The sequence below is a fragment of the Bacillus sp. C-3-6 genome (assembly GCF_054509685.1).
In genome coordinates this window covers 3,639,131-3,663,680 of sequence record NZ_CM137247.1, presented here as the reverse complement: position 1 = coordinate 3,663,680, position 24,550 = coordinate 3,639,131, and the positions used below count along the sequence as shown (strand labels likewise).

General features: G+C 37.7%; 27 protein-coding genes. All 27 read left to right on the top strand.

The window, feature by feature from the left end; all coding sequences use genetic code 11:
- Positions 1–6: 6 nt before the first annotated feature.
- The 27 genes from ftsY (at position 7) to dxr (ending at position 24,550) form a co-directional block, all read left to right on the top strand.
- On the top strand, positions 7–996 hold the full coding sequence (gene ftsY / locus ACW0JX_RS18640; protein ID WP_000007642.1) for a signal recognition particle-docking protein FtsY: 990 nt from the start codon (positions 7–9) through the stop codon (positions 994–996).
- A 132-nt stretch (positions 997–1,128) separates the two neighbouring features.
- Positions 1,129–1,461 carry a putative DNA-binding protein gene (locus tag ACW0JX_RS18635; protein WP_000891062.1) on the top strand — a complete coding sequence of 111 codons (333 nt, stop codon included), beginning with the start codon at positions 1,129–1,131 and terminating at the stop codon, positions 1,459–1,461.
- A 12-nt stretch (positions 1,462–1,473) separates the two neighbouring features.
- Positions 1,474–2,823 (top strand): signal recognition particle protein, encoded by a 1,350-nt coding sequence (gene ffh, locus ACW0JX_RS18630; RefSeq protein ID WP_000863460.1) that lies wholly within the window; start codon positions 1,474–1,476, stop codon positions 2,821–2,823.
- 101 nt (positions 2,824–2,924) lie between these two features.
- On the top strand, positions 2,925–3,197 hold the full coding sequence (gene rpsP, locus ACW0JX_RS18625; protein WP_000268750.1) for a 30S ribosomal protein S16: 273 nt from the start codon (positions 2,925–2,927) through the stop codon (positions 3,195–3,197).
- Positions 3,198–3,211: 14 nt separating this feature from the next.
- Positions 3,212–3,439 carry a KH domain-containing protein gene (locus ACW0JX_RS18620; RefSeq protein ID WP_000737399.1) on the top strand — a complete coding sequence of 76 codons (228 nt, stop codon included), beginning with the start codon at positions 3,212–3,214 and terminating at the stop codon, positions 3,437–3,439.
- A gap of 120 nt (positions 3,440–3,559) precedes the next feature.
- Positions 3,560–4,075, top strand: coding sequence for a ribosome maturation factor RimM (gene rimM / locus ACW0JX_RS18615; RefSeq protein ID WP_000170272.1), 516 nt, complete (start codon positions 3,560–3,562; stop codon positions 4,073–4,075).
- Complete coding sequence (trmD, locus tag ACW0JX_RS18610; RefSeq protein WP_000686899.1) at positions 4,075–4,809, top strand: tRNA (guanosine(37)-N1)-methyltransferase TrmD; 735 nt, start codon at positions 4,075–4,077, stop codon at positions 4,807–4,809. Before rimM ends, trmD begins: the two co-directional genes overlap by 1 nt.
- Before the next feature lie 146 nt (positions 4,810–4,955).
- A complete protein-coding gene (gene rplS / locus ACW0JX_RS18605) occupies positions 4,956–5,300 on the top strand; it encodes a 50S ribosomal protein L19 (protein WP_001186516.1) in 345 nt (114 codons plus the stop codon).
- 101 nt (positions 5,301–5,401) lie between these two features.
- Positions 5,402–5,953, top strand: a complete 552-nt coding sequence (gene lepB / locus ACW0JX_RS18600; RefSeq protein WP_000711852.1) for a signal peptidase I — start codon at positions 5,402–5,404, stop codon at positions 5,951–5,953.
- Positions 5,954–5,973: 20 nt separating this feature from the next.
- Positions 5,974–6,864 carry a ribosome biogenesis GTPase YlqF gene (gene ylqF / locus ACW0JX_RS18595; protein WP_000236702.1) on the top strand — a complete coding sequence of 297 codons (891 nt, stop codon included), beginning with the start codon at positions 5,974–5,976 and terminating at the stop codon, positions 6,862–6,864.
- 56 nt (positions 6,865–6,920) lie between these two features.
- The gene (locus ACW0JX_RS18590) at positions 6,921–7,694 is read left to right on the top strand and encodes a ribonuclease HII (RefSeq protein WP_459244995.1); all 774 of its coding nucleotides are present in this window, start codon (positions 6,921–6,923) and stop codon (positions 7,692–7,694) included.
- Positions 7,695–7,887: 193 nt separating this feature from the next.
- Positions 7,888–9,048 (top strand): ADP-forming succinate--CoA ligase subunit beta, encoded by a 1,161-nt coding sequence (gene sucC / locus ACW0JX_RS18585; RefSeq protein ID WP_001020790.1) that lies wholly within the window; start codon positions 7,888–7,890, stop codon positions 9,046–9,048.
- A 19-nt stretch (positions 9,049–9,067) separates the two neighbouring features.
- Entirely contained in the window at positions 9,068–9,970 is a 903-nt protein-coding gene (sucD, locus tag ACW0JX_RS18580) for a succinate--CoA ligase subunit alpha (protein WP_000115178.1), read from the top strand.
- A gap of 87 nt (positions 9,971–10,057) precedes the next feature.
- The gene (gene dprA, locus ACW0JX_RS18575; protein ID WP_098125830.1) at positions 10,058–10,927 is read left to right on the top strand and encodes a DNA-processing protein DprA; all 870 of its coding nucleotides are present in this window, start codon (positions 10,058–10,060) and stop codon (positions 10,925–10,927) included.
- A gap of 144 nt (positions 10,928–11,071) precedes the next feature.
- Positions 11,072–13,150 (top strand): type I DNA topoisomerase, encoded by a 2,079-nt coding sequence (gene topA, locus ACW0JX_RS18570; RefSeq protein WP_001286955.1) that lies wholly within the window; start codon positions 11,072–11,074, stop codon positions 13,148–13,150.
- 48 nt (positions 13,151–13,198) lie between these two features.
- Positions 13,199–14,503: an FADH(2)-oxidizing methylenetetrahydrofolate--tRNA-(uracil(54)-C(5))-methyltransferase TrmFO gene (gene trmFO, locus ACW0JX_RS18565; RefSeq protein ID WP_000213006.1), complete on the top strand. Its 1,305-nt coding sequence runs from the start codon at positions 13,199–13,201 to the stop codon at positions 14,501–14,503.
- Positions 14,504–14,568: 65 nt separating this feature from the next.
- Positions 14,569–15,468 carry a tyrosine recombinase XerC gene (gene xerC / locus ACW0JX_RS18560; RefSeq protein WP_001101245.1) on the top strand — a complete coding sequence of 300 codons (900 nt, stop codon included), beginning with the start codon at positions 14,569–14,571 and terminating at the stop codon, positions 15,466–15,468.
- 42 nt (positions 15,469–15,510) lie between these two features.
- Positions 15,511–16,053, top strand: a complete 543-nt coding sequence (gene hslV, locus ACW0JX_RS18555) for an ATP-dependent protease proteolytic subunit HslV (protein ID WP_000526274.1) — start codon at positions 15,511–15,513, stop codon at positions 16,051–16,053.
- Between the two features lie 22 nt (positions 16,054–16,075).
- A complete protein-coding gene (hslU, locus tag ACW0JX_RS18550) occupies positions 16,076–17,467 on the top strand; it encodes an ATP-dependent protease ATPase subunit HslU (protein WP_000550085.1) in 1,392 nt (463 codons plus the stop codon).
- 77 nt (positions 17,468–17,544) lie between these two features.
- Positions 17,545–18,324 carry a GTP-sensing pleiotropic transcriptional regulator CodY gene (gene codY / locus ACW0JX_RS18545; protein ID WP_000421290.1) on the top strand — a complete coding sequence of 260 codons (780 nt, stop codon included), beginning with the start codon at positions 17,545–17,547 and terminating at the stop codon, positions 18,322–18,324.
- A 347-nt stretch (positions 18,325–18,671) separates the two neighbouring features.
- Entirely contained in the window at positions 18,672–19,373 is a 702-nt protein-coding gene (rpsB, locus tag ACW0JX_RS18540) for a 30S ribosomal protein S2 (RefSeq protein ID WP_000111485.1), read from the top strand.
- 103 nt (positions 19,374–19,476) lie between these two features.
- Positions 19,477–20,364 (top strand): translation elongation factor Ts, encoded by an 888-nt coding sequence (gene tsf / locus ACW0JX_RS18535; protein ID WP_001018577.1) that lies wholly within the window; start codon positions 19,477–19,479, stop codon positions 20,362–20,364.
- A gap of 66 nt (positions 20,365–20,430) precedes the next feature.
- Positions 20,431–21,153: a UMP kinase gene (gene pyrH / locus ACW0JX_RS18530; protein ID WP_000042669.1), complete on the top strand. Its 723-nt coding sequence runs from the start codon at positions 20,431–20,433 to the stop codon at positions 21,151–21,153.
- A 2-nt stretch (positions 21,154–21,155) separates the two neighbouring features.
- Positions 21,156–21,713: a ribosome recycling factor gene (gene frr, locus ACW0JX_RS18525; protein WP_000531505.1), complete on the top strand. Its 558-nt coding sequence runs from the start codon at positions 21,156–21,158 to the stop codon at positions 21,711–21,713.
- 85 nt (positions 21,714–21,798) lie between these two features.
- Positions 21,799–22,575 carry an isoprenyl transferase gene (gene uppS / locus ACW0JX_RS18520; RefSeq protein ID WP_000971296.1) on the top strand — a complete coding sequence of 259 codons (777 nt, stop codon included), beginning with the start codon at positions 21,799–21,801 and terminating at the stop codon, positions 22,573–22,575.
- A gap of 17 nt (positions 22,576–22,592) precedes the next feature.
- The gene (gene cdsA / locus ACW0JX_RS18515; protein ID WP_000813592.1) at positions 22,593–23,384 is read left to right on the top strand and encodes a phosphatidate cytidylyltransferase; all 792 of its coding nucleotides are present in this window, start codon (positions 22,593–22,595) and stop codon (positions 23,382–23,384) included.
- A gap of 23 nt (positions 23,385–23,407) precedes the next feature.
- The gene (gene dxr / locus ACW0JX_RS18510) at positions 23,408–24,550 is read left to right on the top strand and encodes a 1-deoxy-D-xylulose-5-phosphate reductoisomerase (RefSeq protein ID WP_000790379.1); all 1,143 of its coding nucleotides are present in this window, start codon (positions 23,408–23,410) and stop codon (positions 24,548–24,550) included.

Below are 24,550 nucleotides of genomic sequence, written 5' to 3'. Positions count from 1 at the left end.
GAAAGTATGAGTTTTTTTAAAAAACTAAAAGAAAAAATTTCAAAACAAACGGATACAGTTACAGAGAAATTTAAACACGGATTAGAAAAAACTAGAAATTCATTTGCGGATAAAGTGAATGATTTAGTGTATCGTTACCGTAAAGTGGACGAAGATTTCTTCGAAGAGTTAGAAGAAATCTTAATTGGTGCAGACGTTGGCGTTGCGACGGTAATGGAATTAATTGATCAATTGAAAGAAGAAGTACAACGTCGTAACATTCAAGATCCAAAAGAAGTACAAGCTGTTATTTCAGAAAAACTAGTGGGAATTTACAAAGGTGACAGCGATTTTAGTAACGAAATTAATATGCAAGAGGACCAATTAACGGTTGTTTTATTTGTTGGTGTTAACGGTGTAGGAAAAACGACAACAATTGGTAAACTGGCGCATAAGTTTAAATCAGAAGGTAAGTCAGTCCTATTGGCAGCAGGAGACACATTCCGTGCTGGGGCGATTGAACAATTAGAAGTATGGGGCGATCGTGTTGGTGTAGAAGTGATTAAACAAGGATCTGGATCTGATCCAGCGGCGGTTATGTATGACGCTGTACAAGCTGCGAAAGCACGTAAGGTAGATGTATTACTATGTGACACAGCAGGGCGCTTGCAAAATAAAGTAAACTTAATGAAAGAGTTAGAGAAGGTGAAGCGTGTAATTGAGCGTGAAGTACCAGGTGCTCCTCATGAAGTATTGCTTGTTATTGATGCAACAACAGGACAAAACGGTTTAAGCCAAGCGAAAACATTCCGGGAGGCAACGAATGTAACTGGTATTGTTTTAACGAAGTTAGATGGAACTGCTAAAGGTGGTATTGTATTAGCGATTCGTAACGAAATGGATGTACCGGTGAAGTTTGTTGGATTAGGAGAGCAAATGGATGACTTGCAGCAGTTTGATCCAGAACAATATGTGTATGGTTTATTTGCGAACTTAGTAGAAACAGAAGAAGTATAAGCGAAAGAAGCGGTATTTCCGCTTCTTTTTCTATAAAAATATATGATGTTAAGAAAAAAACTTGACACTCTTTTGGACTCCATGTAAACTAATTCATGTAAAGGGAAATCACTTAACAAAGGATGATCCAACATGCTCGAAAAAACAACGAGAATGAACTATTTATTTGATTTTTATCAATCGTTGTTAACGCAAAAACAAAGAAGTTATATGTCGCTTTATTATCTAGATGATTTATCTCTTGGTGAAATTGCGGAAGAATTTGATGTAAGTCGCCAAGCCGTGTATGATAACATTAAACGGACTGAAGCGATGCTTGAAGAATATGAAGAAAAATTAGTATTACTTCAAAAGTTTCAAGAGCGACAGCGACTTGTTGCAAAGCTAAAACAGCTAATCAGCGAAGAAGAGCATGTGAATGAAGAAATGAAACAAGTTGTTGAAGCTATCGAAAAATTAGATTAGGAGGGCGGCAATATGGCATTTGAAGGATTAGCCGACCGACTTCAACAGACAATGCAAAAAATCCGCGGCAAAGGAAAAGTTTCTGAAGCCGATGTGAAAGAAATGATGAGAGAAGTTCGTCTAGCTCTTTTAGAAGCAGATGTTAACTTTAAAGTAGTAAAAGATTTTGTGAAGCGTGTGTCTGAACGTGCTGTCGGACAAGATGTAATGAAAAGTTTGACACCTGGACAACAAGTAATTAAAGTTGTACAGGAAGAACTTACAGAACTTATGGGCGGAGAGCAAAGCAAAATTGCTGTTGCTAATAAGCCACCGACTGTTATTATGATGGTTGGTCTGCAAGGTGCGGGTAAAACAACGACGACAGGTAAGCTTGCGAATTTGCTTCGTAAAAAGCATAATCGTAAACCGATGCTTGTTGCAGCTGATATTTACCGTCCAGCAGCAATTAAACAGCTTGAAACATTAGGGAAGCAATTGGACATGCCTGTATTTTCTTTAGGAGATCAAGTAAGTCCTGTTGAAATTGCGAAACAAGCGATTGCAAAAGCAAAAGAAGATCATCATGATTATGTTTTAATCGATACAGCGGGTCGCCTGCATATTGATGAAGAACTAATGGATGAATTAGCGAAAGTTAAAGAAGTTGCGAAACCGGATGAAATTTTCCTTGTTGTCGATGCGATGACGGGACAAGACGCGGTAAATGTTGCACAAAGTTTCCATGAACAGTTAGGTTTAACAGGTGTTGTATTAACGAAATTAGATGGTGATACGCGCGGTGGTGCTGCATTATCTATTAAGGCTGTAACAAACACACCAATTAAATTTGCAGGTATGGGTGAAAAACTAGATGCAATTGAAGCGTTCCATCCAGAGCGTATGGCATCCCGTATTTTAGGGATGGGCGACGTCTTAACATTGATTGAAAAAGCGCAAGCTACAGTTGATGAAGAGAAAGCAAAAGAACTTGAGCAAAAAATGCGTACGCTTTCGTTTACGCTTGACGATTTCCTAGAACAACTTGGACAAGTGCGTCAACTTGGGCCGCTTGATGAATTGTTAGGAATGCTTCCTGGTGCAAATAAAATTAAAGGGCTGAAAAATGCGCAAGTTGATGAAAAACAAATTGGGCATATTGAGGCAATTATTCGTTCTATGACTAAATTAGAACGAGAACAACCGGAAATAATCAATGCTAGTCGCAAAAAGCGCATTGCCAAAGGTAGCGGTACAACTGTACAAGAAATCAATCGTCTAATCAAACAATTCGATGACATGAAAAAAATGATGAAGACGATGACTGGAATGCAAAAAGGCAAGAAAAAAGGACTAGGTGGATTGAAGTTTCCATTCATGTAAGGAAAAAAAGATGGCTCTGTTAAGAAAAAATACTTTACAAAGCAATAGTCTTTTTGCTAATATAATTATCTGTGTGAAATAAATTCGGAGGTGCTTTATAAATGGCAGTTAAAATTCGTTTAAAACGTATGGGAGCTAAAAAAACTCCTTTCTATCGTGTAGTTGTTGCAGATTCTCGTTCTCCTCGTGACGGACGTTTCATTGAGGAAATCGGAACTTACAATCCAGTTGCTCAACCAGCTGAAGTTAAGATCAACGAAGAAGCAGCATTAAAATGGTTAGGAAATGGTGCTAAACCATCTGATACAGTTCGTAACTTATTCTCTAACCAAGGTATCATGGAGAAATTCCACTTATCTAAACAAGGTAAGTAATTGAGGCAATGACTATGAAGAAGTTAGTCGAGACGATTGTCAAGCCTCTTGTCGATCATCCTGAAGATGTAAAAGTTACACAGGAACTTTACAACGGAGAGATAAAGTATCGATTAACTGTACATCCTGAGGATGTTGGAAAAGTCATTGGAAAGCAAGGGAGAGTTGCGAAAGCGATTCGGATGCTCTTGTATTCAGTGGGACATCATAATGATGAAAAAGTAACACTGGAAATTCAATAAACGTAAAAAGGGCGAGGAGTTATTCCTCTCCCTTTTTTAACATTTAAATAGAGATTGCATGTTCCATCTATGAAATGGAGATGCTTAATTTATATAGAAACCAGGGGTGACATACTATTTATGACAAAGTGGTTTAACGTAGGGAAAATTGTAAATACTCATGGCGTAAGAGGAGAAATCCGTGTTATTTCTCGTACTGATTTTCCAGAAGAGCGATATAAAGTAGGAAACACACTATACATATCGAATGAGAAAGACACAGACTACCTTCCGGTGAAGGTAACTTCTCATCGCCAACATAAGACATTCGATTTATTAACATTTGAAGGATATAACAATGTAGATGAAGTAGAGAAGTTTAAAGGTTCTTTAATAAAAGTACCAGAAGAGCAGTTAGGCGAACTTGCTGAAGGTGAATACTACTATCACGAAATTATTGGTTGCAGCGTTGTAACGGAAGAAGGAGAAGCGCTAGGGACAATCAAAGAAATTCTCTCTCCTGGTGCGAATGATGTTTGGGTGATTAAACGTCCGAAGGGTCAAGATCTTTTAATTCCTTATATTGATGACGTTGTACTTCAAGTTAATATTGAAAATAAATTAGTAACCATTCATGTAATGGAAGGGTTGCTATAATGAAAATTGATATTTTAACGTTGTTCCCAGACATGTTTACCGGTGTATTTGGATCTTCTATATTAAAGAAGGCGCAAGAAAAAGAAGCGGTAAACCTTCGTGTTGTTAACTTTCGTGATTATACAACAAGTAAGCATAATAGCGTAGACGATTATCCTTACGGCGGAGGAGCTGGTATGGTGCTTACTCCTCAGCCTATTTTTGATGCTGTAGAAGATTTGACGAAAGAGACAGAGCGTAAGCCGAGAGTTGTCTTAATGTGTCCGCAGGGCGAAAGATTTACGCAGAAGAAAGCGGAAGAGCTTGCAGAGGAAGAACATTTGATCTTTGTATGTGGGCATTATGAAGGGTATGACGAACGAATTCGTGAGCATCTCGTAACGGATGAGATTTCTATTGGTGACTATGTATTAACGGGCGGAGAATTAGCTTCTATGGTTATTACTGATAGTGTTGTACGTCTCTTGCCAGGCGTGCTAGGAAATCATGCTTCACAAGTGGAGGATTCGTTTAGTACAGGTTTATTAGAGCATCCTCATTATACACGTCCGGCTGATTTTCGTGGTATGAAGGTACCGGATGTATTAATGTCAGGGAATCATAAAAATATTGACGAATGGCGACATAAGGAATCTTTGCGCCGTACGTATACGCGTAGACCTGATTTGTTAGATGATAGAGATCTATCTAAACAAGAGAAAAAATGGCTTGAGGAAATAAAGCGAGAGCAGTAATAACTTCATATATTTGCTATTGCAACAGGCCTAGTAATATGCTATTATAACATTTGTGCTACTGAAATCAGTAGCCGTATTAACGATGTTCCGCTGTAATTTATTAAGACTTTATAAGAGCATCTGTTTAAAGGAGAGAATTTAATATGCAACAATTAATCGCAGAAATTACAAAAGGCCAATTAAAAACTGACCTTCCTTCATTCCGTCCTGGTGACACTTTACGTGTACACGTAAAAGTTGTTGAGGGAACTCGTGAAAGAATTCAGCTTTTCGAAGGTGTTGTAATTAAACGTCGTGGTGGCGGAATTAGTGAAACATTCACAGTTCGTAAGATTTCTTACGGTGTAGGTGTTGAGCGTACATTCCCAGTTCACACGCCAAGAATCGCGAAAATCGAAGTACTTCGCCGTGGTAAAGTACGTCGTGCTAAGTTATACTACTTACGTAACCTTCGCGGTAAAAAAGCACGTATTAAAGAAATTCGATAAGACATGTATGGGAGCTTGTAAATGCACAAGCTCCCTTTTTCCAATCTATATGAAATTTTGGTATAATACGAACAGCTTACATAACCGTGGAGGGGAAATGCATGAAAAAAGAGAAGAGTTCACTTTGGGAATGGATTAAAGCAATTTTGATTGCTGTTGTATTAGCTGGTGTTATTAGACAGTTTTTCTTTGCTCCAATTCTCGTAGACGGGGTATCGATGGCACCTACTTTACATGATCGTGATCGAATGATTGTGAATAAAATTGGTTATCACATTGGAGATCCAAAACGCTTTGATATTATCGTATTTCGAGCAACAGAAGATAAAGATTACATTAAGCGCATTATAGGCCTGCCAGGCGATGAAATAGAGTATCGTAATGATAAACTGTATGTTAACGGAAAGGCTTATGAGGAGCCGTATTTAGACAAGCAGAAAAAGCAAATTGCTGACGGACCGCTTACATATGATTTTAATCTTGAAGAAATGACAGGCAAGAAAACTGTTCCAAAAGATCAATTATTTGTTTTAGGTGATAATCGTCGTTTTAGTAAAGATAGCCGTTCAATCGGTACGATTTCAAAGGATCAAGTAATTGGTAAAGCCAATATGTTATATTGGCCGTTAGAAGACGCACGTATTGTGAAATAAATGAAAAAGAAGGTGGCAACATGGTAATTCAATGGTTTCCAGGGCATATGGCGAAGGCTAGACGCCAAGTAACGGAGAAATTAAAATTAATTGATGTTGTAATTGAGCTTGTAGATGCTCGATTACCGTTATCATCTCGAAACCCAATGATTGATGAAATCATTACACATAAGCCGAGGCTTGTTGTTTTAAATAAAGCGGATATGGCAGATGATCGTTTAACAAAACAATGGATCGCATATTTTAAAGAAAAAGGCCATATGGCAATTTCGATTAATGCGCAAGCTGGACAAGGTATGAAAGAAATTGCAGCAGCTTGTAAAGTGCTTGTTAAAGAAAAATTTGATAAAATGGTTGCAAAAGGTATTAGACCGAGAGCGATTCGCGCATTAATTGTAGGTATACCAAATGTTGGTAAATCTACATTAATTAATAAATTGGCAAAGAAAAATATTGCTAAAACAGGAGATCGTCCAGGTGTGACAACAGCTCAACAATGGATTAAAGTTGGGAAGGAAATGGAATTGTTAGATACGCCAGGTATTCTGTGGCCTAAATTTGAAGATCAATTAGTGGGTCTTCGCTTAGCGACGACGGGTGCAATTAAAGATTCAATTTTAAATTTACAAGATGTAGCTGTTTACGCATTACGTTTTATGGAGAAACATTATCCAGAACGCTTGAAAGAACGCTACAATTTAAATGAGATTCCAGAAGATATTGTGGAATTATTCGATGCAATTGGAAAAAATAGAGGCTGCTTAATGGGCGGCGGAATGATTGATTATGATAAGACATCTGAGCTTGTACTTCGTGAGCTTCGTGGTGGCAAACTTGGAAAAATGACGTTTGAGACACCCGAAGAGTTTGCAGAGCAAGTAGAAGATGTGGAAAAAATAGAAGAAGTATAAGACGTGCGTTTGTGCGTCTTTTCTTTTTGGATACGTTTAAAAAGGAGCTTGTATAAATGCAAACAATGACGATAAAAGAAGCGGAAAATGTATTGAAAGAAATTATGAATGAAGAAGATGATCGCTTTCAACTGTTAATGAAAGATGAGCGAAAAGGCGTTCAAAAGCTCGTTTTGAAGTGGTATAAACAAAAAGAGTTAGAACAGAAAGAAAAAGAGAAGTTTTTTGAAATGTCCAAGTATGAAAATACTTTGCGTGAAAAAGGGGTCACATATATCGCAGGTATTGATGAAGTAGGGCGCGGGCCATTGGCTGGGCCTGTTGTGACGGCAGCTGTCGTTCTTCCTGAGGATTTTTATATTCCAGGGTTAAATGACTCAAAAAAGCTGAGTGAAGCGAAACGTGAGCGTTTTTATGATGAAATAAAAGTACAAGCGATTGCAATTGGAGTTGGAATTGTATCACCGCAAGTTATTGATGAAATTAATATTTACCAAGCAACGAAACAAGCGATGTTAGATGCTGTTGCAAATTTATCTTATACACCCCAACATTTATTAATTGATGCGATGAAGCTTCCCACACCAATTCCGCAAACTTCAATTATTAAAGGTGATGCGAAAAGTGTTTCGATTTCAGCTGCATCCATTATCGCAAAAGTAACGAGAGATCGTATGATGAAAGAACTGGGAGAGAAGTATCCTGAATACGGATTTGAGCAACATATGGGATATGGCACAAAGCAACATTTAGAGGCAATTGAAGTGCATGGAGTATTAGAGGAACACCGAAAGTCATTCGCGCCAATTAAAGATATGATTCAAAAATAAGCTGTAAATATACAGCTTATTTTTTATTTTGGCATATAAACATTACTATTTCCGAAAAAGAATAAAGCGATTTCAGTTTTCTGACACTTTATTGTAGACAGCGTGCCAATCATCTTATACAATGGCAATGTAATGTTTTTTAAACATTAAAAAAATTTTCGAGTAAAACAGGAAAACAGGGGAGGATGGGACCATGAATATCCATGAGTACCAAGGTAAGGCAGTCCTTAGAAGCTATGGGGTTAGCGTTCCGAACGGGAAGGTTGCATTTACAGTAGAAGAAGCTGTAGAAGCAGCGAAAGAATTAGGAACAGATGTATGTGTAGTGAAAGCACAAATTCACGCTGGTGGACGCGGCAAAGCTGGCGGAGTAAAAGTTGCAAAAAATTTAGATGAAGTTCGTACATATGCAGAAAGCATTTTAGGAACTACACTTGTGACACATCAAACAGGTCCTGAAGGTAAGGAAGTAAAACGCTTACTTATCGAAGAAGGTTGCGATATTAAAAAAGAATATTATGTAGGTCTAGTTTTAGATCGTGCAACTTCTCAAGTTGTTTTAATGGCTTCTGAAGAAGGCGGAACAGAAATTGAAGAAGTAGCAGAAAAAACACCTGAAAAAATCTTTAAAGAATATATTGATCCGGCAGTAGGCTTACAAGGTTTCCAAGCGCGCCGAATTGCATTTAACATCAATATTCCAAAAGAGCTTGTAGGACAAGCTGTGAAGTTTATGATGGGCTTATACCGTGCGTTTATCGAAAAAGATTGCTCTATCGCTGAGATTAACCCACTTGTTACAACAGGTGAAGGTAAAGTTATGGCACTAGATGCAAAATTAAACTTTGATTCTAATGCGTTATATCGCCATAAAGACATTTTAGAGCTTCGTGATCTTGATGAAGAAGATGCAAAAGAAATTGAAGCTTCAAAATACGACTTAAACTACATTCCTTTAGATGGAAATATCGGTTGTATGGTTAATGGTGCAGGTTTAGCGATGGCTACAATGGATATCATTAAACATTACCACGGTGACCCAGCTAACTTCTTAGATGTTGGTGGCGGTGCAACTGCTGAAAAAGTTACAGAAGCATTCAAAATTATCCTTTCTGACAAAAATGTAAAAGGTATCTTCGTTAACATTTTTGGTGGCATTATGAAGTGTGATGTTATTGCAGAAGGTGTTATTGAAGCAACGAAACAGGTAGGTCTTGAGTTACCTTTAGTTGTACGTCTTGAAGGTACAAACGTAGAACTAGGTAAGAAAATTTTAAATGAGTCTGGCTTAAATATTGTTGCAGCAGAATCTATGGCAGACGGTGCACAAAAAATTGTTTCACTAGTGGGCTAATAGAAAGCGGGGGAGAAAAATGAGCGTATTAGTTAATAAAGATACAAAAGTTATTGTTCAAGGTATTACAGGTTCTCAAGGTTTATTCCATACAAAACAAATGATTGAATACGGTACGAAAATTGTCGGTGGTGTAACGCCAGGTAAAGGTGGCACTGATATTGAAGGTGTACCAGTATTTGATACTGTAGAAGATGCAGTGAAAGCAACAGGCGCAAACGCTTCAGTTGTATACGTTCCACCCGCTTTTGCGGCTGATGCAATTATGGAAGCAGTTGATGCAGAAATTGATTTAGTAGTATGTATTACTGAAGGAATTCCTGTATTAGATATGGTAAACGTAAAGAGATATATGGCTGGTAAACATACACGTTTACTTGGACCAAACTGCCCAGGTGTTATCACGCCTGATGAATGTAAAATCGGTATTATGCCAGGATACATTCATAAAAAAGGTCATGTAGGTATCGTATCGCGCTCTGGTACTTTAACGTATGAAGCTGTACATCAGTTAACACAAGAAGGTATTGGACAATCTACTGCTGTAGGTATCGGCGGGGACCCTGTTAACGGTACAGACTTTATTGATGCGTTAAAAGCATTTAATGAAGATGAAGAAACACATGCTGTAATTATGATTGGTGAAATCGGCGGTACAGCAGAAGAAGAGGCAGCTGAATGGGTAAAAGCTAATATGACAAAACCTGTTGTAGGCTTCATTGGTGGTCAAACAGCGCCTGCTGGCAAACGTATGGGCCATGCTGGTGCAATCATTTCTGGCGGTAAAGGAACTGCTGCTGAAAAGATTAAAACAATGGAAGCTTGTGGCATTAAAGTAGCTGAAACTCCAGCAGTTATGGGAGAAACGCTAATCTCTGTTTTAAAAGAAAAAGGTTTATTTGAGACTTGCAAAAACTATTAATCTGTTGAAAGACACCTTCTTACTTGAGGGTGTCTTTTTACACTTTTTCTGTTTACATAATAAAAATTATGGGTAAGGAGAATTGAGATGAAAAGAGAGCGATTATTACATCTTCATTACTTGCTAGCAGATTATTGGAAAGCGGTGGAGAGGCTACTATATGTCGATCCAGAATTAAAGAACATATATACTTTTAACGAAAAACAAATGGAATACTACACTGGAATATCCTCGAAAAAATCTTCAGAACTAGTGAAATTTCTTCAAAGTTCAAATCTTCCGCAATATATATCTTATTTAGAGAAAAATCGTATTTTTTATATAACGATATGGGATGAAAATTATCCGCAATTATTACGTGAAATACAAGACCCTCCCTTCGTTTTATATGGAAAAGGAGAGAAAGATTTTCTCAATAAAGTAAATAAATTAGCAGTTGTTGGAACGAGAGAACCATCATTATATGGTCATGAGAGTTTGAAGTTTATTTTACACCCTTTATTAGAAAGAGAGTGGCTTATTGTCAGTGGGTTTGCAAAAGGGATAGATACAATGTCTCATGAGATTACAGTAAGGCATCATTGCCCGACTATTGCGATATTAGGGCACGGATTGTCGTTTATGTATCCGAAAGAAAATAGACATTTATATGAAATGTGGAAGGAATATATATTGTTATTGACAGAGTATCCTCCGCACTATGCACCGAAAAAATGGTATTTTCCAAAAAGGAACCGGATTGTTAGTGGTATAAGTAAAGGTGTTTTAGTTGTAGAAGCCAAATCGAGAAGTGGAACACTTATTACTGCAGACCTTGCGTTAGAGCAAAATAGAGAGGTGTTTGCGCTTCCTGGACCTATATTTATAGAGGGGGCATCGGGAACGAATCATCTTATTCAACAAGGAGCAAAATTAGTAAGAAATGCAGAAGATATCTTGGAGGAGATTTTAAATTAACCTTATATTTTTAAATTTTTATTAAACAATTATTGACAAATGGTAGATTGGCACTGTATGGTATATTCATTCTTGATTGACAAAAACAAGAGAAATCAATAAGATTAATGAAGACTTGAATCCACCTCTTAAGGAGGCACTAGCATGTCAGATTACCTCGTAATCGTGGAGTCGCCTTCTAAGGCGAAGACCATTGAGAAATATTTAGGGAAAAAATACAAAGTTGTCGCGTCTATGGGACATGTTCGCGATTTGCCAAAAAGTCAAATGGGGATAGAAGTAAAGAACAACTTCACCCCGAAGTATATTACCATTCGTGGTAAAGGTCCCGTCTTAAAGGATTTAAAATCAGCGGCGAAAAAAGCAAAGAAAGTTTATCTCGCGGCCGATCCAGACCGCGAAGGGGAAGCGATTGCTTGGCATTTAGCGAATACGTTAAATGTGGACGTTGAATCAGATTGTCGGGTTGTGTTTAATGAGATTACGAAAGATGCAATCAAAGAATCATTTAAACATCCTCGCGCAATTAATATGGATTTAGTAGATGCACAACAAGCAAGACGCATACTTGATCGTCTTGTTGGTTACAATATTAGTCCTTTATTATGGAAGAAAGTAAAAAAAGGATTAAGTGCAGGGCGTGTACAATCTGTAGCAGTTCGTTTAATCATCGAACGTGAAAAGGAAATTCAAAGCTTTGAACCTGAAGAATTCTGGACAATTAAAACAGAATTTGTAAAAGGAAAAGACACATTTGAAGCAAGTTTTTACGGTGTAGATGGTGAAAAAGTTCAATTAACGAATGAAACGCAAGTGAATGAAATAATTGAACAGATGAAAGACAATGCGTTTTCAGTTGAAAATGTAACGCGCAAAGAGCGAAAACGTAATCCTGCATTACCGTTTACAACATCTTCCTTGCAACAAGAAGCAGCACGTAAGTTAAATATGCGAGCAAAGAAAACGATGATGCTTGCACAGCAATTGTATGAAGGGATAGATCTTGGAAAACAAGGAACTGTAGGTCTTATTACGTATATGAGAACTGATTCGACACGTATCTCAGAAACAGCTCAAACAGAGGCACGTACTTACATCACTGAAGCGTATGGTACGGAATACATAGGAACAGAAAAGAAGAAAGAATCGAAAAAGTCAAATGCACAAGATGCACATGAGGCAATTCGTCCTACTTCGGTAATGAGAAAGCCAGAGGAACTGAAAAGTTTCTTAAGTCGTGATCAACTTCGATTATATAAATTGATTTGGGAGCGATTTGTTGCAAGTCAAATGGCGTCTGCTATAATGGATACTGTGACAGCGAGACTCATTAATAACAATGTTCAGTTCCGTGCAAGTGGATCGGTTGTAAAGTTCCCAGGATTTATGAAAGTGTATGTAGAGTCGAAAGATGATGGTGCGGAAGAAAAGGATAAGATGTTGCCGCCTTTAGAAGTAGGGGAAACTGTATTTTCAAAGGATTTAGAACCGAAGCAACATTTTACACAACCTCCTCCGCGCTATACAGAGGCCCGTCTAGTAAGAACACTTGAAGAACTTGGAATTGGAAGACCGTCGACTTATGTACCTACACTTGAAACGATTCAAAAACGTGGATATGTAGGTTTGGATAATAAACGCTTCGTTCCGACTGAACTTGGTGAAATAGTAATTGAACTTATTTTAGAGTTTTTCCCAGAAATTATTAACATTGAATTTACTGCCAATATGGAGCAAAGCCTTGATGAAGTAGAAGAAGGAAATGCCAATTGGGTGAAAATTGTTGATGATTTCTACGTAGGATTTGAACCGCGCTTAGAAAAAGCGGAAAAAGAAATGCGTGAAGTGGAAATTAAAGATGAGCCAGCTGGGGAAGACTGTGAATTATGCGGACATCCAATGGTCTTTAAAATGGGTAAATACGGGAAGTTTATGGCTTGTTCGAATTTCCCTGATTGTCGTAATACAAAAGCGATTGTGAAAGAAATCGGTGTAACTTGTCCGAAATGTGAAGAAGGACAAATTATTGAGCGTCGCAGTAACAAAAAGAAACGTCTTTTCTATGGATGCGGTACGTATCCAGAGTGTGATTTTGTATCTTGGGATAAGCCAATTGGTCGTAAATGTCCGAAGTGTGAAGGCATGCTTGTAGAGAAAAAGTTAAAAAAAGGCGTGCAAGTACAATGTATTTCGTGCGATTATGAAGAAGAACAACAAATGTGAGCGTAACTGCTCACATTTTTTTCGGGAAGAAAAGGAAAGGTGATATAAATGACAACACAAGTAGTAAACGTCATTGGCGCAGGTCTTGCAGGAAGTGAAGCAGCTTACCAAATTGCAAAACGTGGTGTCCAAGTTAGATTATATGAAATGAGGCCGGTAAGGCAAACACCAGCTCATCACACAGATAAATTTGCTGAATTAGTATGTAGTAACTCACTTCGTGCAAACACTTTAACAAATGCAGTTGGAGTTATTAAAGAGGAAATGCGTTTAATGGATTCTGTAATTATTCGTGCGGCAGACGAGTGCTCTGTACCAGCTGGAGGTGCTTTAGCTGTAGACCGTCATGAGTTCGCAGCTAAAGTAACAGAATACGTAAAAAACCATCCGAATGTAACTGTAGTGAACGAAGAGCTTACTGAAATTCCAGAAGGACCAACAATTATTGCAACAGGTCCACTTACATCTCCTGATCTTGCTGCACAATTAAAAGAACTAACAGGTGAAGATTATTTCTATTTCTACGATGCGGCAGCACCAATCGTAGAAAAAGACAGCATTGACATGAATAAAGTATATTTAAAATCGCGTTATGACAAAGGTGAAGCTGCATATTTAAATTGCCCAATGACAGAAGAAGAGTTTGACCGTTTTTATGAGGCTTTAATTGCTGCTGAGACAGTGCCTTTAAAAGAGTTTGAAAAAGAAATTTTCTTTGAAGGTTGTATGCCAGTAGAAGTTATGGCAAGTAGAGGGAGACAGACGCTAGTATTTGGACCTATGAAACCTGTTGGATTGGAAGATCCAAAAACAGGAAAAACGCCATATGCTGTTGTTCAGTTGCGTCAAGATGATGCAGCGGGAACTTTATACAATATCGTAGGTTTCCAAACGCATTTAAAATGGGGACCACAAAAAGAAGTGCTACAGTTAATTCCGGGACTGGAAAATGCAGAGATTGTACGTTATGGTGTAATGCATCGTAATACGTTTATTAATTCACCTAATTTGCTTCGTCCAACATATCAATATAAACAACGTGATGATTTATTCTTCGCTGGTCAAATGACTGGAGTAGAGGGATATGTTGAATCAGCAGCATCAGGATTATTAGCGGGAATTAATGCTGCACGTCTTGTGCAAGGTGAAGAGCCAGTTGTATTACCGTCAGTAACTGCAATGGGTAGCATGGCAAATTACATTACGGCAACGAATGCTAAAAACTTCCAACCGATGAATGCGAACTTCGGTCTATTTGCACCGTTAGAGAAAAAGATCAAAAAGAAAGCGGAACGAAATGAAGCATACGCAACACGCGCTTTAGAAACAATTCAAAATTTTGTAAATATTTAGTTAAATTTCTTGCAAAGGCTACTAAGTTGTGATACGATTTAGTAGCCTTTATTGAGGTGAGTTGTGTGAATGTGAAGAAATTGTTACAATTATTCGTTGGATATTTACAAATTGAAAGAAATTATTCAAAATATACAATTGCAAGTTATCAAAATGATTTAGAACATTTTGTGCAATTTATGGAGCGAGAAGGCATATCCTCTTTTTTAGACGTTACATACGCGGATGTTCGTTTGTACTTAACGACGTTGCACGATGAAAAGTTAGCCCGTAAATCTGTCGCAAGAAAAGTATCAAGCTTACGAAGTTTATATCGTTTTTTGATGCGTGAAGGTTATCGAAAAGATAATCCGTTTGCACTTGCGTCACTCCCCAAAAAAGAATTGTCAATCCCAAAGTTTTTATATGCTGAAGAGTTAGAGGAATTATTTGAAGTTTCTGACACGGGCACACCATTAGGTCAAAGGAATCAAGCTTTATTAGAGTTGATGTATGCGACTGGAATCCGTGTGAGTGAATGTGTCAATTTACAACTTACCGATATTGACTTTGCGGTGGGAACAATTTTAGTAATGGGAAAAGGAAAAAAACAAAGGTATATTCCGTTCGGAAGCTATGCGCAAGATTCTTTAATTACTTATATAGAGAATGGGAGAAAACAGTTAGTTAATAAGACTGACGAAGATTCTCGTATGGTATTTTTAAATGCGAAAGGTACACCGCTAACAAGTCGTGGAGTACGTTATGTTTTAAATGAACTCATTAAAAAGGCGTCACTGACAATGCGGATAAGTCCCCATATGTTAAGGCATACATTTGCTACACACATGTTAGATGAAGGGGCAGATTTACGTACTGTACAGGAGCTATTAGGTCATGAGAATTTGTCGACTACACAAATTTATACGCATGTCTCTAAAGAAAGATTGCGTTCTGTTTACATGAAGCATCACCCGCGGGCATAAATTGCTTTAAAAGCTATAAAAACAAATAAAGGAGTTTTTTCTATGGGGAATTTCCACGCTACAACGATATTTGCAGTTCATCATAATGGAGAATGTGCAATGGCTGGAGATGGTCAGGTGACAATGGGAAATGCTGTTGTAATGAAACATACAGCTCGTAAAGTTCGCAGACTTTTCCAAGGTAAAGTTTTAGCTGGTTTTGCAGGTTCAGTTGCTGATGCATTTACTCTTTTTGAAATGTTTGAAGGGAAATTAGAAGAGTATAATGGCAACTTGCAGCGTGCTGCTGTTGAAATGGCAAAACAATGGCGTGGCGATAAAATGTTACGTCAACTAGAAGCGATGCTCATTGTCATGGATAAAACAACTATGCTTCTTGTTTCAGGTACAGGAGAAGTGATTGAACCGGATGATGGTATTTTAGCAATTGGATCTGGTGGAAATTATGCGCTTTCTGCAGGTCGTGCTTTAAAGCAATATGCAAGTGAACACTTAACAGCGAAACAAATTGCGAAAGCGAGTTTAGAGATTGCTGGTGATATTTGTGTTTATACGAATCACAACATAATTGTTGAAGAATTGTAGAATCGTAAGGGAGGCATTTTATATGCATTTACATTTTACTCCGCGCCAAATTGTGGAAAAATTAGATCAATATATCATCGGTCAAAAAGACGCAAAGAAAGCGGTTGCTGTAGCGTTGAGAAATCGATACCGTCGTAGTAAATTAGCTGAAAATTTACGTGATGAAATAGCACCTAAAAACATTTTGATGATTGGACCGACAGGTGTTGGGAAAACAGAGGTAGCACGACGAATGGCGAAACTCGTTGGAGCACCTTTTATTAAGGTTGAGGCTACAAAATTCACAGAAGTTGGATATGTGGGTAGAGATGTAGAGTCGATGGTACGTGACCTTGTGGAAACATCGGTTCGTATCGTAAAAGAAGAAATGGTAGTGAAAGTTCAAGATAAAGCAGAAGAGCAAGCGAATCAACGTCTTGTTGAAATTTTAGTACCGAGTCCGGAGAAGCAATCTGGATTTAAAAATCCATTAGAGATGCTTTTTGGGGGCGCTCAAAATTCGAGTCAAACGTCTGATACACAAGAAGATGGTGAAATCGAAAAGAAACGTCAAGATGTGGAGAGAAAGCTTGCTGCAGGGCTTCTTGAAGAAGAGATTGTATCGATTGAAGTTACTGAGCAACAGTCGTCAATGTTTGATATGTTACAAGGAACTGGCATGGAGCAAATGGGAATGAATTTCCAAGATGCGTTAGGGAGTTTTATGCCGAAAAAAACAAAAAAACGTAAACTTTCTGTAAAAGAAGCAAGAAAACTCTTGACAAATGAAGAGGCACAGCGCTTAATTGATATGGATGAAGTTACACAAGAGGCTGTTTATCGTGCTGAACAGCTCGGGATTATTTTTATCGATGAAATTGACAAAATTGCTGGTAAGCAGTCGAATAGCGTAGATGTATCACGTGAAGGTGTGCAACGTGACATTTTGCCAATTGTAGAAGGGTCGAATGTTGCGACAAAATACGGATCAGTAAAAACGGATTATATTTTATTCGTTGCAGCTGGAGCGTTCCATATGTCTAAACCGTCGGATTTAATTCCGGAATTGCAAGGGAGATTTCCGATTCGAGTAGAATTAACAAAATTATCGACAGACGATTTTGTTAAAATATTAATCGAGCCTGACAATGCGTTAATTAAACAATATATGGCATTATTAGCGACTGAAGGTATAGAAATTGAATTTTCAGACGAAGCTATTCGTAAGATTGCTGAGATTGCTTATCAAGTTAATCAGGATACAGATAATATTGGAGCAAGAAGACTTCATACGATTATGGAGAAGCTCCTTGAAGATTTATCGTTTGAAGCATCTGAAATTACGTTAGAGAAAATAACGATAACCCCTCAATACGTTGAGGAGAAATTAGCAACAATTGCTAAAAATAAAGATGTGAGCCAGTTTATTTTGTAATAGTGTCATCAGGTGACTCGCCCTAGTTTCCAAGTGATGAAAAAATATGTGAGTAACATGTAGGAGGAACTTTTGAAATGGAATTATTAGCAAAAACAAGAAAATTAAATGCGTTATTACAGAGCGCAGCAGGGAAGCCTGTAAACTTTAGAGAAATGTCTGACACAATGTGTGAAGTAATCGAAGCAAACGTATTCGTAGTTAGTCGTCGTGGTAAATTACTAGGTTATGCAATTCACCAACAAATCGAAAACGAACGCATGAAGCAAATGCTTGCAGAACGTCAATTCCCAGAAGAATATACACAAAGCTTATTCAACATTACAGAAACATCTTCAAACTTAGATGTGAACAGTGCTTACACAGCATTCCCGGTAGAAAACAGAGAATTATTTGGTCAAGGTTTAACTACAATCGTACCGATCGTTGGTGGTGGTGAGCGTCTAGGTACATTAGTATTAGCTCGTCTTGGTCAAGAGTTCTTAGATGACGATTTAATCCTTGCTGAGTACAGCTCAACTGTTGTAGGCATGGAAATCTTACGTGAAAAAGCAGAAGAAATCGAAGAGGAAGCACGTAGTAAAGCTGTTGTTCAAATGGCGATCAGCTCATTATCTTACAGTGAGTTAGAAGCAATTGAGCATATCTTCGAAGAATTAAATGGAACAGAAGGTTTACTTGTTGCAAGTAAAATTGCTGATCGTGTAGGAATTACTCGTTCTGTAATCGTAAATGCACTACGTAAATTAGAAAGTGCTGGTGTAATTGAGTCTCGCTCTTTAGGTATGAAAGGAACATACATTAAAGTGCTAAACGACAAGTTTCTACAGGAACTTGCTAAATTAAAAACAAACTAATTTATAAAAAACTCTCCTCGATCGAGGAGAGTTTTTTTTGCACTGGATTGATGGCGCTTGTGAAAAGTGCCATAAGCGTGTTTTCTGGGAAAACTATTAATTGTGTTTTACTTTTTTGCTTAAAAGAAATGAAGGTTGGTAATACTAGAATTCGAGTATGAACAAAGAAAGTTTTACATTGTTCGCATTTTCGACTTGATTGTAATATTTCAGTATGATATAGTAAGCAGTGGTGTCAGTACAAAGTACACACGTTTACTGATTTAAGTGTTGGTGCTACGTTTGTAGTTTCGCTTAGAGATGAAGTAAACGGAGGATATCAAAAACCATTTAGGAGGAACTATATTATGTCAGTAATTTCTATGAAGCAATTGCTTGAAGCTGGTGTTCATTTCGGACATCAAACTCGTCGTTGGAACCCAAAAATGAAGCGTTACATTTTCACAGAGCGTAACGGTATCTACATCATCGACTTACAAAAAACTGTGAAAAAAGTTGAGGAAGCTTACAGAACGATGCGCGACATCGCTGCTGAAGGTGGAGACATCTTATTCGTAGGTACTAAAAAACAAGCACAAGAAGCTATTAAAGAAGAAGCAACTCGTGCTGGTATGTACTTCGTTAACCAACGTTGGTTAGGCGGAACTTTAACAAACTTCCAAACAATCCAAAAGCGTATCAAGCGTCTTAAAGACATCGAAAGAATGCAAGAAGATGGTACTTTCGAAGTACTTCCTAAGAAAGAAGTTGTTCAACTTAAAAAAGAGTTAGAGCGTCTTGAGAAATTCTTAGGCGGTATTAAAGATATGAAAGGTCTTCCAAGTGCATTATTCGTAGTAGACCCTCGTAAAGAGCGTATTGCAGTTGCTGAAGCACGCAAATTACACATTCCAATCATCGGTATTGTTGATACAAACTGTGATCCAGACGAAATCGATCACGTTATCCCAGCAAACGATGATGCAATTCGTGCTGTAAAACTTCTTACATCTAAAATGGCAGACGCGATCCTTGAAGCAAAACAAGGTGAAGAAACTGTTACTGCGTAACAAAGTTGGAAAGGTGATAAGGGGTTCGGCCTTTTATCACCTTTTTTAAGGTATAAACACCTTTATAAAAGGTATAAATACATATTTTAGGAGGATGAAAAATATGGCAATCACTGCTCAAATGGTAAAAGAATTACGTGAAAAAACTGGCGCAGGTATGATGGACTGCAAAAAAGCTTTAACAGAAACTAACGGCGACATGGAGAAGGCAATTGACTTCTTACGCGAAAAAGGTATTGCGAAAGCTGCTAAAAAAGCAGACCGCATTGCTGCTGAAGGTTTAACTTTCATCGAAACAAACGGTAACGACGCTTTAATCTTAGAATTAAACTCTGAAACTGATTTCGTTGCGAAAAACGAAGGTTTCCAAGCACTAATTAAAGAATTAGCTGCTCACTTATTAACTAACAAACCAGCTAACGTTGAAGAAGCTATGGCTCAAACAATGGAAAACGGTAAAAACGTTGAAGAGCACATCAACGAAGCAATCGCTAAAATTGGTGAAAAACTTACACTTCGTCGTTTCGAAATCGTATCAAAAACTGATGCAGATGCATTCGGCGCTTACCTACACATGGGTGGACGCATTGGTGTATTAACAGTTCTTGAAGGTTCTACTGATGAAGCTGCTGCTAAAGATGTTGCAATGCACATCGCTGCAGTTAACCCTAAATACATCGACCGCGATGCTGTAACAGCTGAAGAAGTTGAGCATGAGCGTCAAGTATTAACACAACAAGCATTAAACGAAGGCAAGCCTGAAAAAATCGTTGCAAAAATGGTTGAAGGCCGTCTAGGTAAATTCTTCGAAGAGATTTGCTTACTTGACCAAGCATTCGTTAAAAACCCTGATATGAAAGTTCGTCAGTTCGTTGAGTCTAAAGGCGGAACATTAAAAGGATTCGTTCGCTACGCTGTTGGTGAAGGTATCGAAAAACGCGAAGACAACTTTGCTGAAGAAGTAATGAACCAAGTAAAAGGTAGTAACTAATACAGATTAGGGAACACATTGTGTTCCCTTTTTTAAAATAAAGATGTAAGCAATTGGAGGTTCATTATGAGTAAACCGAAATATAATCGTGTCGTTTTAAAGCTAAGTGGAGAAGCTTTAGCTGGAGAGCAAGGATTTGGAATTAATCCAACTGTTATTAAGTCAGTTGCAGAACAAGTAAAAGAAATTGCAGAACTTGATGTAGAGGTTGCTGTTGTTGTTGGTGGCGGTAACATTTGGCGTGGGAAAATTGGAAGTGAAATGGGCATGGATCGTGCAGGAGCAGATTACATGGGCATGTTAGCTACAGTTATGAATTCATTAGCTCTTCAAGATAGCTTGGAGAATATTGGAATCCAAACTCGTGTACAAACTTCAATTGAGATGCGTCAAGTGGCAGAGCCTTACATTCGCCGTAAAGCAGTTCGTCACTTAGAGAAAAAACGTGTTGTTATCTTTGCAGCAGGTACAGGTAATCCATACTTCTCTACAGATACAACAGCAGCATTACGTGCAGCGGAAATCGAAGCAGACGTTATTTTAATGGCAAAAAATAATGTGGATGGCGTATATAGCGCAGATCCATCTATTGACCCAACAGCTACGAAATACGAAACGCTTACTTACTTAGATGTATTAAAAGAAGGTTTAGGTGTAATGGATTCTACAGCTTCTTCTCTATGTATGGATAATGATATTCCATTAATTGTATTCTCAGTTATGGAAAAAGGTAATATTAAACGTGCCGTTTTAGGCGAAAATATTGGAACAGTTGTAAGGGGGAAATAAATATGGGACAACAAGTATTGAAGTCTTCAAATGAAAAAATGGAAAAAGCAGTTGCTGCTTATTCTCGTGAATTAGCAACAGTTCGCGCTGGTCGTGCAAGCTCGTCTGTATTAGATAAGGTACAAGTTGATTACTATGGTGCACCAACACCAGTTGTGCAATTAGCGAACATTACAGTTCCAGAAGCACGTTTACTTGTAATTCAACCTTATGATAAAACTTCTATCGGTGATATCGAAAAAGCAATTTTAAAAGCAGATTTAGGCTTAAACCCTTCTAATGATGGAACTGTAATTCGTATTGCATTCCCTGCATTAACAGAAGAGCGTCGTCGTGATCTTGTTAAAGTTGTGAAAAAATATGCTGAAGAAGCAAAAGTAGCTGTTCGTAACGTACGTCGTGACGGAAATGATGATCTTAAGAAGCTTGAAAAAGCTGGCGAGATTACAGAAGATGATTTAAGAGGATATACTGAAGATATCCAAAAAGAAACAGATAAATATATTGCAAAAGTTGACGAAATCGCAAAAAACAAAGAAAAAGAAATCATGGAAGTGTAATAGCGATAACTTCGCAAATATGACCCTCTTCTTAAGGGGGTCTTTTTACACTTTTAGGCATACGTCTGCTTGTTGGAGGGTATGAATGATGTTTAAAAACTTTCCTTTTTTTAAAGGTAAAAAGGACACATCGTTTGATCATCTCGTTGAAGAAGTGAAAAAAGGATATATCCCAGAACATATTGCCATCATTATGGATGGGAATGGAAGATGGGCAAAGAGGAGAGCAATGCCTCGTATTGCGGGACATCATGAAGGTATGCAAGTTGTAAAGAAAATTACAAAATTTGCAAGTAAACTTAATGTGAAAGTGTTAACTCTTTATGCTTTTTCAACTGAGAACTGGAAAAGACCGAAAAAGGAAGTTGATTATTTAATGAAGCTTCCAGAAGAATTTCTAGGTACATTTTTACCAGAATTGATTGAAGAAAACGTACAAGTCCGAGTAATAGGGCAAAAAGATCGTCTTCCTACGCATACACGCAGAGCGATGGAGAAAGCCATGGAAGATACGAAAGAGAATACGGGATTAATTCTTAATTTCGCGTTAAACTATGGAAGTCGAGATGAAATCGTTTCTGCTGTGCAACATATGATGAAAGATAATGAGGAAGGAAAAATTCGTTCTGAAGAGGTAAGTGAAGAAATGCTTTCCTCCTACTTAATGACGAGTTCTTTACCCGATCCAGAGTTGTTAATCCGAACAAGCGGAGAGCTACGTATTAGTAATTTCATGTTATGGCAAATTGCATATTCGGAGTTTTGGTTTACAGATGTGTATTGGCCAGACTTCAAAGAAGAACATTTGCTAAATGCGATTACTGACTTTCAACATAGAGGGCGCAGATTCGGAGGCGTGTAGAAAGAGAGGGTTTGGTAGTGAAACAGAGAATTATTACTGGAGTGGTTGCTGCCGCGCTATTCATTCCCATCGTAATATACGGTGGCGTGCCTTTTACGGTTTTAGTGTATGCACTTGCTTCTATAGGTTTATATGAATTAATTCGTATGAATAAGCTTACGCTTATTTCAGTACCGACAGTTTTAGCTGCAGTATTATTGTGGATTCTTTTAATTCCAAGTAGTGCATCAGAACTGTTTACATGGATTGGATTAGGTAAATTGGAAATCACATTTGTGATTGTTTTATTACTTTTATCATATACAGTCCTTTCTAAGAATACATTTACTTTTGATAATGCTTCATTTTTACTAATGGCAACGACATATGTGGCAATGGGATTCTTATATTTAAATGAAACGAGAATATTAGGAATTAAATATGTGTTTTGTGCATTATTTGTTATATGGGCTACTGATTCAGGCGCATATTTCGTAGGAAAAGCATTGGGCAAGAGAAAATTGTGGCCAGAAATTAGTCCAAATAAAACGATTGAAGGTTCATTAGGCGGCATCGTTTGTGGAATTATTGTGGCACTTGTTTACAACGTGTTCTTCCCAGTCGAATCGAATGTAGTAATTTTAATTGTGCTGACAATTATCATTTCTATTTTTGGACAAATTGGTGATTTAGTACAATCTGCTTTTAAACGTCATTATGGCGTAAAGGATTCAGGTACAATTTTACCTGGGCATGGTGGTATATTAGATCGAACAGATAGTTGGTTATTCGTTTTACCAATTCTCTACTTCTTATTACAATACAATTAATAAATGAACGAGGGGTTGGAGTCATGAAAAACATTAGTTTATTAGGTGCAAGCGGATCAATTGGTACACAAACTTTAGATGTATTACGCTCGCACCCAGACCAATTCCGTCTCGTTGCTTTTTCTGTAGGGAAAAATATTGACTACGCAGTAAAGGTAATTCAAGAATTTTCTCCGCAAATCGTCTCTGTGCAAAGAGAGGAAGATGTTTTAAAATTACAAACTGTTTCTGGTAATACAAAAATTGTATATGGTAGTGAAGGACTTTTAGAAGTAGCATTACATCCAGATGCGGAGATTGTAGTAAATGCTGTTGTAGGTAGCGTAGGGTTGTTACCGACACTTCGTGCGATTGAGGCGAAAAAAACAATTGGAATTGCAAATAAAGAAACGTTAGTAACTGCAGGACATCTTGTAATGGAAGCAGCGCGAAAACATAATGTTTCGTTACTTCCAGTAGATAGTGAACATTCGGCTATTTTTCAATGCTTGAATGGTGAAAATGAAAAAAGAATTTCTCGTCTTATTATAACGGCTTCTGGTGGAAGTTTCCGTGATAAAACGAGAGATGAATTGCATCATGTGACCGTAGAAGATGCGCTTCGACATCCAAACTGGTCAATGGGTTCGAAAATTACAATTGATTCTGCTACAATGATGAATAAGGGACTAGAAGTAATTGAAGCACATTGGCTTTTTGGTATCCCTTATGAGCAAATCGATGTTGTTTTACATAAAGAAAGTATTATCCATTCTATGGTTGAATTTGAAGATCGTAGTGTAATGGCGCAGCTTGGTTCACCTGATATGCGAGTACCAATTCAATACGCACTTACATATCCTGATAGATTGCCTCTTTCAGACACAAAACAGTTAAACTTATGGGAAATAGGGACGTTGCATTTTGAGAAAATGGACCAAGAACGATTCCGTTGTTTACGTTTTGCGTATGAAGCTGGAAAAGCAGGTGGAAGTATGCCAGCTGTAATGAACGCAGCGAATGAAGTAGCTGTTGAAGCTTTTTTACAAAAGAGAATTGGTTTCTTAACAGTGGAAGACCTCATTGAAAAAGCAATGAACCATCACAATGTCATTGCACGTCCGAGCTTAGAGGAAATTCTGGAAATTGATGCAGCCACAAGACGGTTTGTGATGGAACAAATTTAG

Bases quoted from the DNA above. Each gene is read 5' to 3' on its own strand.
- rpsP (WP_000268750.1), top strand. From the start codon at position 2,925: ATGGCAGTTAAAATTCGTTTAAAACGTATGGGAGCTAAAAAAACTCCT.
- tsf (WP_001018577.1), top strand. From the start codon at position 19,477: ATGGCAATCACTGCTCAAATGGTAAAAGAATTACGTGAAAAAACTGGC.
- rimM (WP_000170272.1), top strand. From the start codon at position 3,560: ATGACAAAGTGGTTTAACGTAGGGAAAATTGTAAATACTCATGGCGTA.
- codY (WP_000421290.1), top strand. From the start codon at position 17,545: ATGGAATTATTAGCAAAAACAAGAAAATTAAATGCGTTATTACAGAGC.
- ACW0JX_RS18590 (WP_459244995.1), top strand. From the start codon at position 6,921: ATGCAAACAATGACGATAAAAGAAGCGGAAAATGTATTGAAAGAAATT.
- trmFO (WP_000213006.1), top strand. From the start codon at position 13,199: ATGACAACACAAGTAGTAAACGTCATTGGCGCAGGTCTTGCAGGAAGT.
- dprA (WP_098125830.1), top strand. From the start codon at position 10,058: ATGAAAAGAGAGCGATTATTACATCTTCATTACTTGCTAGCAGATTAT.
- pyrH (WP_000042669.1), top strand. From the start codon at position 20,431: ATGAGTAAACCGAAATATAATCGTGTCGTTTTAAAGCTAAGTGGAGAA.
- ACW0JX_RS18620 (WP_000737399.1), top strand. From the start codon at position 3,212: ATGAAGAAGTTAGTCGAGACGATTGTCAAGCCTCTTGTCGATCATCCT.
- frr (WP_000531505.1), top strand. From the start codon at position 21,156: ATGGGACAACAAGTATTGAAGTCTTCAAATGAAAAAATGGAAAAAGCA.
- topA (WP_001286955.1), top strand. From the start codon at position 11,072: ATGTCAGATTACCTCGTAATCGTGGAGTCGCCTTCTAAGGCGAAGACC.
- ACW0JX_RS18635 (WP_000891062.1), top strand. From the start codon at position 1,129: ATGCTCGAAAAAACAACGAGAATGAACTATTTATTTGATTTTTATCAA.
- hslU (WP_000550085.1), top strand. From the start codon at position 16,076: ATGCATTTACATTTTACTCCGCGCCAAATTGTGGAAAAATTAGATCAA.
- ftsY (WP_000007642.1), top strand. From the start codon at position 7: ATGAGTTTTTTTAAAAAACTAAAAGAAAAAATTTCAAAACAAACGGAT.
- rplS (WP_001186516.1), top strand. From the start codon at position 4,956: ATGCAACAATTAATCGCAGAAATTACAAAAGGCCAATTAAAAACTGAC.
- ffh (WP_000863460.1), top strand. From the start codon at position 1,474: ATGGCATTTGAAGGATTAGCCGACCGACTTCAACAGACAATGCAAAAA.
- rpsB (WP_000111485.1), top strand. From the start codon at position 18,672: ATGTCAGTAATTTCTATGAAGCAATTGCTTGAAGCTGGTGTTCATTTC.
- sucD (WP_000115178.1), top strand. From the start codon at position 9,068: ATGAGCGTATTAGTTAATAAAGATACAAAAGTTATTGTTCAAGGTATT.
- hslV (WP_000526274.1), top strand. From the start codon at position 15,511: ATGGGGAATTTCCACGCTACAACGATATTTGCAGTTCATCATAATGGA.
- uppS (WP_000971296.1), top strand. From the start codon at position 21,799: ATGATGTTTAAAAACTTTCCTTTTTTTAAAGGTAAAAAGGACACATCG.
- trmD (WP_000686899.1), top strand. From the start codon at position 4,075: ATGAAAATTGATATTTTAACGTTGTTCCCAGACATGTTTACCGGTGTA.
- lepB (WP_000711852.1), top strand. From the start codon at position 5,402: ATGAAAAAAGAGAAGAGTTCACTTTGGGAATGGATTAAAGCAATTTTG.
- dxr (WP_000790379.1), top strand. From the start codon at position 23,408: ATGAAAAACATTAGTTTATTAGGTGCAAGCGGATCAATTGGTACACAA.
- sucC (WP_001020790.1), top strand. From the start codon at position 7,888: ATGAATATCCATGAGTACCAAGGTAAGGCAGTCCTTAGAAGCTATGGG.
- ylqF (WP_000236702.1), top strand. From the start codon at position 5,974: ATGGTAATTCAATGGTTTCCAGGGCATATGGCGAAGGCTAGACGCCAA.